This window comes from Microbacterium sp. UFMG61, from assembly GCF_015354505.1.
Classification (GTDB): Bacteria; Actinomycetota; Actinomycetes; order Actinomycetales; family Microbacteriaceae; genus Microbacterium.
Genome location: NZ_JACAFP010000004.1, coordinates 46,034 through 57,769, shown reverse-complemented (window position 1 = coordinate 57,769; position 11,736 = coordinate 46,034). Strand labels below are relative to the sequence as shown.

Here is an 11,736-nt window from a genome sequence, read left to right as displayed (position 1 = left end):
ATCCACTGTGCGCGGCGCGGACCGCCGCCGGTTTCTCAGCCCTGCGCGTCGACCGGCTTCTTGAGGTGGAGCACCACGACGGTGTACGCGGCTGCGGAGAGCGAGGCCAGCACCATGTGGATGCCGACGAGCAGCGGCGGAAGGCCCTCGCGTGCCTGCCAGACGCCGACGCCGACCTGCACGAGAATCGCGATCACGAGGACCAGAAGCCAGCGGCGCGGTTCGAGGTGCAGGATCCAGGCCGAGACGGTGAGGGCGAGCACGAGCGCGGCGAGGATGTACCCGGGCCACGAGTGCACATGGGCGAGGACCGTCGCGTCGAACCCGTGCCGGAGCACGTCGGCATCGCCCGAGTGGGGCCCGGAACCGGTGGTGAGCACGCCGAACACGATCGTGACGGCGAGTGCGAGGCCGGTGACGTGGGTGAGGATCGCGAACCACTTCGGCACCGCGCGCTCCCGCACGCCCGTGGGCGCGTACAGGCGCACCAGGAAGGCAGCGGTGACGCACACCAGCAGCAGCGACGAGACGTAGTGGAATCCGACGATGAAGGGGTTGAGCCCGGTGAGCACGGTGATGCCGCCGACGAGCGCCTGGGCGACGACCCCGGCCAGGACGAGCCAGGCGAGGATCACGAGGTCGCGCCGCTCGGGGGCGAGCCTCATCGAGCGGACGATCGCCACGATCACCGTGATGAGGAGCGCGCCCATCGCGAACGGGGTCGCCGGCAGGTCGATGAGCGTCGCGATGAGGAAGACGACGCCGGCCGCGACGATGCCGCCGGCGGCGAATCGCAGGGCCGAGAAGACCAGCTGTTTGCCGCCGACCCGCGCGAGCACCAGCAGCAGGACCGCGAGGGCGATGATACCGACGACTCCGGTCATCACGCGGTTGCCGAACTCGATGATGCCGTGGATGCCCTGATCGGCGTAGATCGGCACGAGCGACTCGGGGGTGCAGAGCGGCCACTCCGAGCATCCGAGTCCCGATCCTGTCAGGCGGACGGCGCCTCCGGTGCCGATGATGATGGTCTGAGCCAGGAATGACAGCCAAGCGAACACCCGGAGCGCACGGCCCCACAGGGCGGCGTGGGTCGACGGTGCATCCTGTGCAATCGTGGGGGAGGCGATCGGGGTCTCGGGCATAAGTCTCTCCGAACCGCGGCGGACACGGCGAGCGGCCCTGTCTTCAGGCGGAACCTGTAGAATCGGATTGTTGTGATGAGCGCTGACCGCGCTGCACCATCACTAACAGTTTAGGCGCGATGGAAGCGCCGGTGATGAGGGCCCACCAACGGCACCCGCTCCCGCAGACTCGACGGGGATCAGGTGTGTCGGGGCGGATTACACCGTTTTGGGACCTGTGAGGAGAGTGTGTGATGTCGGATGTGCTGATCGACCGCCCGGAGCTCGATGGCCTGGGGGTGTACGAATTCGGATGGCATGATGAGGATGCTGCCGGAGCCATCGCCAAGCGCGGAATCTCCGAAGAGGTGGTCCGCGGGATCTCGGCGCTCAAGCACGAGCCCGAATGGATGCTGAAGACCCGTCTCAAGGGATACCAGCTCTTCGGACGCAAGCCGATGCCGACGTGGGGTGCAGACCTCAGCGAGATCGACTTCGACAACATCAAGTACTTCGTGCGCTCCACGGAGAAGCAGGCGCAGTCCTGGGAGGACCTGCCTGCCGAGATCCGTGAGACGTACGAGCGCCTCGGCATCCCCGAGGCCGAACGCCAGCGTCTCGTGGCCGGCGTCGCGGCTCAGTACGAGTCCGAGGTGGTGTACCACCAGATCCGCGAGGACCTCGAAGAGCAGGGTGTCATCTTCATGGACACCGACACGGCTCTGCGCGAGCACCCCGAGTTCTTCGAGGAGTACTTCGGCACCGTGATCCCGGCCGGCGACAACAAGTTCGCCGCGCTGAACACCGCCGTCTGGTCGGGCGGCTCGTTCGTCTACGTTCCCAAGGGCGTGCACGTCGAGATCCCGCTGCAGGCGTACTTCCGCATCAACACCGAGAACATGGGCCAGTTCGAGCGGACCCTGATCATCGCCGACGAGGACAGCTACGTCCACTACATCGAGGGCTGCACCGCTCCGATCTACAAGTCGGACTCGCTGCACTCGGCCGTCGTCGAGATCATCGTGAAGAAGAACGCCCGCGTTCGGTACACGACGATCCAGAACTGGTCGAACAACGTCTACAACCTCGTCACCAAGCGTGCGGTTGCGCACGAGGGTGCGACGATGGAGTGGGTCGACGGCAACATCGGCTCCAAGGTGACGATGAAGTACCCGTCGATCTACCTGATGGGCGAGCACGCCAAGGGCGAGACCCTCTCGGTGGCCTTCGCGGGCCCCGGCCAGCACCAGGATGCCGGCGCGAAGATGATCCACATGGCTCCGTACACGCAGTCGTCGATCGTCTCGAAGTCGATCGCGCGTGGCGGCGGACGAGCCGGATACCGCGGCGAGGTGCGAGTGGACGCGAACGCGCACCACTCCGCGAACACCGTGCGCTGTGACGCCCTGCTCGTCGACACCAAGTCGCGCTCCGACACCTACCCGGCGATCGACATCCGCGTCGACGACGTGCAGCTCGGCCACGAGGCCACGGTCTCGAAGGTCAGCGAGGAGCAGCTCTTCTACCTGCAGTCCCGTGGCATGCCCGAGGACGAGGCGATGGCGATGATCGTGCGCGGCTTCATCGAGCCGATCGCTCGAGAGCTGCCCATGGAGTACGCGATGGAATTGAACAAGCTCATCGAGATGGGCATGGAAGGATCGGTCGGCTGAGATGACGGCCCAGACGACGACGCCGACGGCGTCGCATCATTCGAGCGCGCATGTCGACCCGGCCGCGCAGGTCGCGGACGCCGGATTCGTTCCGGTGCAGACGCGTTCCGAGCGCCCGCATTCCTTCGAGCCGGCGGATTTCGGTGCGCCGACCGGTCGCGAGGTCAACTGGAAGCACACGCCCGTCGCGAAGCTCGCGCCGCTCTTCGAGGTCGCCGGCTCCGCTGAGGGCGTGAGCTACACGTTCGGCGCCGGACAGCAGTACGTGTCTGCGCCCCTGGCCCCCGGTGACGCACCCCGCGGTGAGGTCTTCCTCGCGGAGGACATCACCGCCGCCGTCGCATGGCAGGGGTCTGCCGAGGCACTGCACATCCGCATTCCGCGCGAAGAAGAGGTCGCCGAGCCGATCCTCGTCTCGATCGACGGTCTCGGTGCCGACCTGCGCTCCGACGCCCACATCGTGATCGAGGCGCTCGAGCACAGCTCGGCCACCGTCGTGCTGCAGCACACCGGTGCCGCGCAGTACTCGCAGAACGTCGAGATCATCGTCCGTGACGGAGCGAAGCTCACCGTCATCAGCCTGCAGCAGTGGCAGGACCAGGCCGTGCACACCTCGGCTCACCAGGCTCGGGTCGACGCGGATGCCACTCTCAAGCATTTCGTCATCAGCTTCGGCGGCGGCGTCGTGCGCGTGAACCCGAGCGTCGAACTCGCGGGCGCCGGATCCGAGGGCTACCTCTACGGTCTGTCGTACGCCGACGCCGGGCAGCACCTCGAGAGCCAGGTCTACCTGCACCACAAGGGTCCGCACACCAAGGGCGACGTGCTCTACAAGGGTGCGCTCCAGGGCGAGGGCGCGCACAGCGTCTGGATCGGCGACGTGCTGATCGGCGCCGACGCGACCGGCACCGACTCGTACGAGGCGAACCGCAACCTGGTGCTCACCGAGGGCGCGCGCGCCGACTCGATCCCGAACCTCGAGATCGAGACCGGAGACATCCTCGGTGCCGGCCACGCGAGCGCGACCGGTCGTTTCGACGACGAGCAGCTGTTCTACCTGCAGGCTCGTGGCATCTCCGAAGAGGAAGCGCGCCGACTCGTCGTGCTCGGGTTCCTCACCGACATCGTCCAGCGCCTGGGTATCCCGGCGCTGGAGCAGGAGCTTCTCGCCGCGATCGAGACCGAGCTCGCCGAGGTGGATGCATGACCGCCGAGCGCGTCTGCGGTGTCGCCGAGCTCGAGCTCGACACCCCGATCCGGGTGGAGCCGAACGGCGTGCCGATCACCGTGATCAAGGACTCCGAGGGCGTCATCCACGCCATCGGAGACACCTGCACGCACGGCGACATCTCTCTCGCCGAGGGCTTCGTCGAGGGTGACACGGTGGAGTGCTGGGCCCACGGCTCCGCGTTCTCGCTGCTCACCGGCAAGCCCCAGAATCTCCCCGCTTATGAGCCCGTTCCGGTCTACGTCGTCGAGATCGACGGCGACGACGTGCTCATCGACCCGACTGTGACGAAGGAAGTCTGAATGTCTGTTCTCGAAATCCGCGACCTGCACGTGACGGTCGAGACCGAGGCGGGGACCACCCCGATCCTCAACGGAATCACCCTCACCATGAACACCGGTGAGACCCACGCCATCATGGGCCCCAACGGCTCGGGCAAGTCGACCCTCGCGTACACGATCGCCGGTCACCCGAAGTACACGGTGACGTCCGGTTCGATCACGTTCGACGGCCAGGACGTGCTCGAGATGAGCGTCGACGAGCGCGCTCGTGCGGGTCTGTTCCTCGCGATGCAGTACCCCGTCGAGATCCCCGGCGTGACGGTGACGAACTTCCTCCGCACCGCCAAGACGGCGCTCGACGGCGAAGCCCCCGCGATCCGCGGCTGGACCAAGGACGTCAAGGCGGCCATGGCCAACCTGCGCATGGACCCGAAGTTCGCGCAGCGCAACGTCAACGAGGGCTTCTCCGGTGGTGAGAAGAAGCGTCACGAGATCCTCCAGCTCGAGGTGCTCAAGCCGCAGTTCGCCATCCTCGACGAGACCGACTCCGGCCTCGACGTCGACGCGCTGAAGATCGTCTCCGAGGGCGTCAACCGCGCCAAGGAGTCCACGGGCCTCGGTGTGCTGCTGATCACGCACTACACCCGCATCCTCCGCTACATCCGTCCCGACTTCGTGCACGTCGTCGTCGCGGGCAAGATCGTCGAAGAGGGTGGCCCCGAGCTCGCCGACCGGCTCGAGGACGAGGGATACGACCGTTTCCTCGACCCCGCAGCCCCCGTCGAGGCGTAGGCTGATTCGCATGACAGCCACCCTCACCGACGAGAAGTATGACGAGGTCACCGAGGCTCTCAAGGACGTCATGGACCCGGAGCTCGGGATCAACGTCGTCGACCTCGGCCTCATCTACGACCTCGCATGGGATGACGAGAACGATGCTCTCGTCATCCATATGACGCTCACCAGCGCAGGCTGCCCTCTGACGGACGTGCTCGAAGACCAGACCGCGCAGGCTCTGGACAGCGTCGTCGACCGGTTCCGCATCAACTGGGTGTGGATGCCGCCGTGGGGTCCCGAGAAGATCACCGACGACGGTCGCGACATGATGCGCGCGCTCGGCTTCGCGATCTGAGGATGCTCGAGGTCACGGCTCTGCCCCTGGCCGAGCTCCGCGAGCGGAGCAGCGAGAAGTGGCGGGAGTACCCCGCCGATGTGCTTCCGCTCTTCGTCGCGGAGACCGACTTCCCCCTCGCGCCCGCGATCTCGGACGCTCTGCACCGCGCTGTCGAGGCCGGGGACACCGGGTACATCGCATCGCGAACGCCGCTGCCTTCCGCGTATGCGGAGTTCGCCGAGCGGCGGTTCGGCTGGCACGTCGATCCGGCGCGCATGCGCAGCACCGCTGACGTCAGCATGGGGATCGTCGAGATCCTTCGCCGCGTGACGCAGCCGGGGGAGCGGGTCGTCGTCACGCCTCCGGTCTATCCGCCGTTCTACGACCTCGTCGCCGAGGCCGGTGCCGAGGCCGAGCGGGTGCCCCTGCGGGACACGGGATCCGCCTGGGAGCTCGATCTCGACGGCATCCGCGCAGCGTTCGTGGACGGTGCCACTGCGATGCTGCTCTGCAATCCGCACAACCCGACGGGCACGGTGCACGGTCGCGACTCGCTCGCGGCGCTGGCCGAGATCGCCGATGAGTTCGGAGCCACGGTCATCTCCGACGAGATCCACGCTCCACTGGCGCAGCCCGGGGCAGGCTTCACCCCGTTCCTCGACGCGGGCGAGGCCGCCGAACGAGTGGGCTACGCGGTGGTGAGCGCGAGCAAGGCCTTCAACCTCGCCGGGCTGAAGTGCGCGCTCATGGTCACGGCATCCGACGCCACGACGGCGGTCGTCCGAGGATTGCCGATCGAGGTCGAGTGGCGCACCGGTCAGTTCGGGCTCATCGCTTCCGTCGCCGCCTTCTCGGAAGAGAGCGACGCGTGGCTCGATGGGCTGCTGCGCACCCTCGACGCGAATCGTGTTCTGCTCGAAGACCTCCTCGCGGCGAGACTGCCGTCAGCGCGCTACCGCATCCCCGACGCGGGCTACCTGGCCTGGATCGATCTGTCCGGCCTCGGATGGGGCGACAATCCCGCGCGACGGATCCTGAAGGATGCGAAGGTCGCGCTGCACTACGGGCCGGCATTCGGTGCGGAGGGCGCCGGGTATGTGCGCCTGAACTTCGGCACGAGTCCGGAGATCATCACAGAAGCCGTCGAGCGCATCGCTTCGCTCGTGCATCGATGACCACGCCGCAGACGGTCCCATCGATCTGGGACCGGGAACGGCTCTGGGTCACCGCGGGTGCTGTCGCACTGATCTTCCTCGCGGCGATCGAGGCACTCGCCGTCACGACGGTGATGCCCATCGTGAGCGACGCGCTCGACGGACGGGCGCTCTATGCCGTCGCGTTCGCAGGCACTCTGGCGACCAGCGTGATCGGCATGGTGGCGGCCGGGGCCTGGTCTGACGCCCGTGGTCCGCGTGGGGCGCTGTACCTCGCGGTATCGCTGTTCATCGCCGGCCTGCTGCTGTCGGGTCTCGCGTTCTCGATGGATCAGTTCCTGATCGGTCGTCTCGTGCAGGGGCTCGGCGCGGGCGGGCAGACCGTCGCTCTCTACGTCGTCGTCGCCCGGCTCTACCCGCCGCACCTGCACGGACGGGTGTTCGCCGCGTTCGCAGCCGCCTGGGTCGTGCCCTCGATGATCGGACCCTTCCTCGCGGGCGCGGTGGCCGAGTATCTCGATTGGCGCTGGGCGTTCCTCGGTGTCGCCGTACTGACGGCGGTGGCCTTCCTGATGATCACCGTGCGTCTGCGCGGCGTCGATCTGGGGCATGGTGAGCCGCAGGATCGTCGTGCGCTCGTCGTCCGTCTGGTCCTCGCTGTCGTGGTCGCCGTCTTCGCCGTGCTGATCGGCTTCACCGCCGAGCTGGATGTGCGACTCGCCTGGCCGATGGCGCTCGGGGCGGTGGTGGTGATCGCGGTCGCCGTGCTGCCTCTTCTGCCCCGCCGCACGCTCCGCGCCGGTCGCGGCCTGCCCAGCGTCGTGCTGATGCGAGGGATCGCTGCCGGCGCGTTCTTCGCCTCCGAGGCGTACATCCCGTACCTGCTGATGGAGCGATTCGGCTTCACCGCGACCTGGGCGGGCATCGCGCTCATGCTGGCAGCCTTCGCCTGGGCAGGTGCCTCTCAGTTGCAGGGACGATTCGGAGAGCGTCTCGGCAACACCCGCATCACCCTCATCAGCCTGTCGCTGCTGCTGATCGCCGTGGTCTGCGTGCTCGTGGCTGCGGTGTGGGGAGTGTCACCGCTTCTCGTCGTGGTCGGATGGGCATTTGCAGGGGGTGGGATGGGACTGCTCTACCCGCGGCTCACGGTGCTCACCCTCGCGTACTCGAATGACGGGAATCAGGGCTTCAACTCGTCCGCTCTGTCGATCTCGGACTCCACCGGATCCGCCGTGGTGATCGCGCTCGCGGGGCTGGCTGTCGCGAGTCTCGGGGGCGAGGCGGATGCCTTCGGCGTGGTCTTCGCGTTCTGCCTCGGGCTGGTCCTCCTCGCGTTCGTGCCCGGCCTCAGGCTGGGTCACGCGGCGGAGTCGACGCCGCGCTGACCGCGTCGTCGATCGGAGCCCCTGCGAGCGCCGAAACGCCGAGATCGAAGACACGGTCGAGCCCGGCGGTGATGTCGTGTGCTCCGTCGGCGCGGGCTGCACCATAGCTGTCGGCGTGCATGCGCTGCTGCACGAGTGTCGCGTGACCGAGAACGAAGTGCAGGAGTGCGACCGCGCGCTCTTCGACGTCTGTGGCGCCCTGGCGACGCAGCGCTGACTCGAGCGCGGACTGAGCGTGCGACGAGCCGAGGCGGAGAGCATAGGTGCTCAGAACCAGCTCGGCCCCATCCCGGTAGGTGAACAGCGCATCGCGGATGCCGCGCGCGGTGGTCAGGAGATCGGCGTCATCGCGGGGGATCGTCGCGGTGACGCGGTCGGCGAGTTCTGCGAGCAGCTCCTGCTTGCTGGCGAAGTGCCAATAGAGAGCGCTCGGCTGTACCGCGAGCTTCCCGGCGATCCGCCGCATCGACAGGTCGGCGAGGCCCACTTCGTCGAGGAGCAGCAGCGCCACGCGAGCGACGCCGTCGCGGTCGTGTCTCGTCGAGTTGGGATCCGGAACCATGTTCTCAGTATAGTGAACACCGTTCACGAGAACACTGTTCAGGAAGGAAGTCCGGATGGCTCTGCAGGACACCAGGAGGCAGCGGGGGGACCTCGGCCGAGACCTCGCGAGAGTCGCGCTCTTCGCGGCACTCATCACCGTGCTCGGCACGGTCACCGTCCCGATTCCGGGCGGTGTGCCGATCACGGCGCAGACGCTCGGCGTGATGCTCGCTGGGGTGATTCTCGGTCCGCGGCTCGCACCGCTGTCGGTGCTGCTCGTGCTTGCACTCGCTGCGGTCGGATTGCCCGTGCTCGCAGGTGGGCGGGGAGGCCTCGGGGTGTTCGTGGGGCCGACAGCCGGTTACCTCGTCGGGTGGATCGCCGGCGTCGTGGTCGTCGGACTGATCGTCCGCACCGGTCGCCTGACCTGGTGGCGGATCCTGCTCGCCACGGTGGCCGGAGGCATCCTCGTGGTGTACCTCTTCGGGATCCCGGTGCAGTCTCTCGTGCTGGGAGTCGACCTGCTGCCGACAGCTCTGTCGAGTCTCGTCTTCCTGCCGGGGGACCTGCTCAAGGCGGCCGCGGCGACCGCGCTGGCCCTCGCGCTGAATCGCGCCTACCCGCGTGCGTTCGGAGATCGGATCACCGCCGCCGCCGCCTCGGCACGTGCGGCCTGAGACGCAGACCCGCGACGTCGCGCTCGACCGAGTGTCGGTGGAGCGGGACGGCCGCGTGATCCTCCGCGACGTCAGTGTCGATCTCACGGCGTCGAGGATCGCGGTGATCGGGGCAAACGGATCAGGAAAGTCGACGTTCGCGCGTCTCCTCAACGGACTCGTCCTTCCGACCGCAGGACAGGTGCGCGTACACGGACTCGACACGCGGCGGGAGACCTCCGCTCTGCGCCGTCGTGTCGGCTTCGTGTTCACCGACCCGCAGTCGCAGATTCTCATGCCGACGCCCGCCGAGGACCTTGCTCTCTCGCTGCGCGGGTCGCCTCGCGCCGACCTGGAGCGGCGAGTGGCGGCAGTGCTGGCCGAGCACGGCCTCGCCGAGCATGCGGATGTTCCGGCATCCGACCTCTCGGGCGGACAGAAGCAGATGCTGGCTCTGGCCTCGGTGCTCATCACGGAGCCGATGCTGATCGTCGCCGACGAGCCGACGACTCTGCTCGATCTGCGCAACGCGCGTCGCATCGCCGATCTGCTTCTCGCGGCACCCGCGCAGGTGATCCTCGTGACGCACGACCTCGATCTCGCCGCGCGATGCGATCACGCCCTGCTGTTCGAGGGTGGTGCGTTGGCGGCATCCGGTCGTCCGCAGGACGTCATCGCGCGATACCTGGCTCTGTGCGCATGATCCAGCAGTACCGAGGCGGCACGAGCATCGTGCATCGGATGGGGGCAGGCGTGAAGCTCGCGCTGCTCGCCGCACTGGCGATCGTGCTGTCGGTCTATCCGCATGACGCGGGGAGCATCGCCGTGGCCCTGCTCGGCGTCGGTGGTCTGTATCTGCTCGCGCGCATTCCGGTGCGCGCCTTCAGCGCCGAGGTGTGGCGGTTGCGTTGGCTCGTGCTGATCCTCGGTGTCGCGCTGTGGTTCTTCGCGTCACCGCTCATCGCCTGGATCAGCGTCGCACGCATCGTCGCCCTCGTGCTGCTCGCCTCGCTGCTAACGATGACGACGCGCATGGGAGACCTCCTCGCGGTGCTGTATCGGGGGCTCGGTCCGCTGAGCCGCGTGGGCGTCGATGTCGATGCCGTGGCGATGACGCTCTCGCTCGCACTGACGATGATCCCCGTCGTCGCGTCCTTCGCCGGCGCGGTGCGAGACGCCGAGCGGGCGCGGGGTGTTCGTCTCGGGGTGCGCGGCGTCGTGCCGCTCATGGTGCGGACGTTACGCCACGCGGACGACGTCGGCGACGCCCTCGCGGCCCGCGGACTGGTGTGAGCCACGGGCGAGGCGTCGTGCGCAGAGGAGTCCGAGCATAGCGACACCGGCGGTCAGCACGCTCGTACCGGCGACGAGCAGAAGCACGACCGCGAGCAGGCCGATCGTGACGGCCGCGGCGATGCGGCGAGTCGATCGCGAGAGCGCGGGCGCCGGGTGCGTCTCGATCGATGTGGGTGCGATCACGACTACGGCCGTGAGTGCGAGCGCGGCCACGAGCCACAGCGGGCGGCTCAGCCACCACTCGAGGCTGCTCGGTTCGGGCAGAGGAAGCCCCGCGATCATCGCGGTGGCGGCTGAGACGCCCGCCATCGCCAGCAGCACGGGCATGTGCCACAGGTAGACGGTCATCGTGCGCCGGTTCACGAACCTGCTGAAAGCCGCTGCCGCCGGGCTTCGGCTGACGTCCGAGAGTCGGTCGCGCAGCAGCGACACAGCGCACAGGTGCACGATGCCGACGAGGATCAGCGCGCACGTCGGCGGGTTGATGTTCGCGATGAGGTCAGGGGAGTAGACCCCGCTGAGGAATGTGGCGACGAGCGCCGTCAGGGAGGCGCCCCCCACGATGCCGCGGACCCTGCGGCTGAGCCGATCGACGGCGCCGTCGGCGAGGAAGAATCCGATCTGCTGGAGTGCGAGCCAGACGAACGCGAGGTTCATGAAACCCAGGCCCTCGATGCCCGTCAGTGCGCGGAGCGCGTCGATCCCCAGCGCGGCCAGCACGAGTGCGGCCAGCACGGTCTTTGGAATGTGGCTGTGCGCGTGGGCGAGCGTCGGAAGCAGGGCCTGGCAGAGCAGGAACACTCCCAGGAACCAGAGGAGCTGGCCATAGCGGAAGCCCGCCGTCGCGACGATGTCGGCAGGGAGACCGGCGAGGCTGAGGGCCGCCAGCGCTGCTCCCATGATGCCGATCACGACGGTCGCGGGGCGCAGCAGACGGTGCACGCGGGAGGCGACGAAGGCGGATGCCGTGCCGCCACGCTCGGACTGGCGCCGGTACGAGATCAGCCCGGCGAAGCCGCCGATGATGAAGAAGAGCGGCATGACCTGCAGCATCCAGCTCACCGGAATGATCCACCGGGTGCCCTCGCTCGCGTTCGCGAACACCGGGCTGCCGTCGACGACTGTGACGCCCACCATGATCGCGTGCAGGAGCACGACACCGACCACGCAGAGGGCGCGGAGCAGGTCGATCCCGGTGTCACGGTCGCTCGACATCGAGGGTCGGTGAGCGGCAAGCGGGGGCACGTCGACGACGGTCATTGGAGTCCTCCTCGGAAGT

At 67.9% G+C, this 11,736-nt stretch carries 13 protein-coding genes; 10 read left to right on the top strand and 3 right to left on the bottom strand.

From position 1 onward, the window contains the following. Positions 1-35 precede the first annotated feature (35 nt). On the bottom strand, positions 36-1,145 hold the full coding sequence (locus tag IXW21_RS05565; RefSeq protein ID WP_194763278.1) for a COX15/CtaA family protein: 1,110 nt from the start codon (positions 1,143-1,145) through the stop codon (positions 36-38). Positions 1,146-1,378: 233 nt separating this feature from the next. On the opposite strand from IXW21_RS05565, the gene sufB reads away from it, so the two are divergent. From sufB to IXW21_RS05530, 7 genes are read left to right on the top strand one after another with little or no spacing between them, the layout of a single operon-like run. Beyond that, complete coding sequence (gene sufB, locus IXW21_RS05560) at positions 1,379-2,797, top strand: Fe-S cluster assembly protein SufB (RefSeq protein ID WP_053096457.1); 1,419 nt, start codon at positions 1,379-1,381, stop codon at positions 2,795-2,797. A 1-nt stretch (position 2,798) separates the two neighbouring features. Beyond that, complete coding sequence (gene sufD, locus IXW21_RS05555) at positions 2,799-4,004, top strand: Fe-S cluster assembly protein SufD (protein WP_194763277.1); 1,206 nt, start codon at positions 2,799-2,801, stop codon at positions 4,002-4,004. After that, positions 4,001-4,327 (top strand): non-heme iron oxygenase ferredoxin subunit, encoded by a 327-nt coding sequence (locus IXW21_RS05550; RefSeq protein WP_194763276.1) that lies wholly within the window; start codon positions 4,001-4,003, stop codon positions 4,325-4,327. Before sufD ends, IXW21_RS05550 begins: the two co-directional genes overlap by 4 nt. Beyond that, complete coding sequence (sufC, locus tag IXW21_RS05545) at positions 4,328-5,098, top strand: Fe-S cluster assembly ATPase SufC (RefSeq protein WP_194763275.1); 771 nt, start codon at positions 4,328-4,330, stop codon at positions 5,096-5,098. A 10-nt stretch (positions 5,099-5,108) separates the two neighbouring features. Beyond that, positions 5,109-5,438, top strand: coding sequence for a metal-sulfur cluster assembly factor (locus tag IXW21_RS05540; protein WP_042537580.1), 330 nt, complete (start codon positions 5,109-5,111; stop codon positions 5,436-5,438). Between the two features lie 2 nt (positions 5,439-5,440). After that, complete coding sequence (locus IXW21_RS05535) at positions 5,441-6,595, top strand: MalY/PatB family protein (protein ID WP_194763274.1); 1,155 nt, start codon at positions 5,441-5,443, stop codon at positions 6,593-6,595. Then, positions 6,592-7,962, top strand: a complete 1,371-nt coding sequence (locus IXW21_RS05530) for an MFS transporter (protein WP_194763273.1) — start codon at positions 6,592-6,594, stop codon at positions 7,960-7,962. Before IXW21_RS05535 ends, IXW21_RS05530 begins: the two co-directional genes overlap by 4 nt. On the opposite strand, the gene IXW21_RS05525 is transcribed toward IXW21_RS05530, so the two are convergent. Then, positions 7,925-8,524, bottom strand: a complete 600-nt coding sequence (locus IXW21_RS05525; protein ID WP_194763272.1) for a TetR family transcriptional regulator — start codon at positions 8,522-8,524, stop codon at positions 7,925-7,927. The two genes, IXW21_RS05530 and IXW21_RS05525, sit on opposite strands and share 38 nt — an antisense overlap. 55 nt (positions 8,525-8,579) lie before the next feature. Between IXW21_RS05525 and IXW21_RS05520 the strand changes: the two genes are divergently transcribed. Genes IXW21_RS05520 through IXW21_RS05510 form a run of 3 tightly spaced genes read left to right on the top strand, consistent with a single transcriptional unit; the run spans position 8,580 to position 10,454 of the window. Next, entirely contained in the window at positions 8,580-9,182 is a 603-nt protein-coding gene (locus IXW21_RS05520; RefSeq protein WP_194763271.1) for a biotin transporter BioY, read from the top strand. Further along, complete coding sequence (locus IXW21_RS05515) at positions 9,172-9,864, top strand: energy-coupling factor ABC transporter ATP-binding protein (protein WP_194763270.1); 693 nt, start codon at positions 9,172-9,174, stop codon at positions 9,862-9,864. The genes IXW21_RS05520 and IXW21_RS05515 overlap by 11 nt, the downstream gene beginning before the upstream one ends. After that, positions 9,861-10,454 carry an energy-coupling factor transporter transmembrane component T family protein gene (locus tag IXW21_RS05510; protein WP_194763269.1) on the top strand — a complete coding sequence of 198 codons (594 nt, stop codon included), beginning with the start codon at positions 9,861-9,863 and terminating at the stop codon, positions 10,452-10,454. Before IXW21_RS05515 ends, IXW21_RS05510 begins: the two co-directional genes overlap by 4 nt. Here IXW21_RS05510 and IXW21_RS05505 read toward each other — a convergent pair. After that, a complete protein-coding gene (locus tag IXW21_RS05505; protein WP_194763268.1) occupies positions 10,401-11,717 on the bottom strand; it encodes an acyltransferase family protein in 1,317 nt (438 codons plus the stop codon). The genes IXW21_RS05510 and IXW21_RS05505 overlap by 54 nt on opposite strands. Positions 11,718-11,736 lie beyond the last annotated feature (19 nt).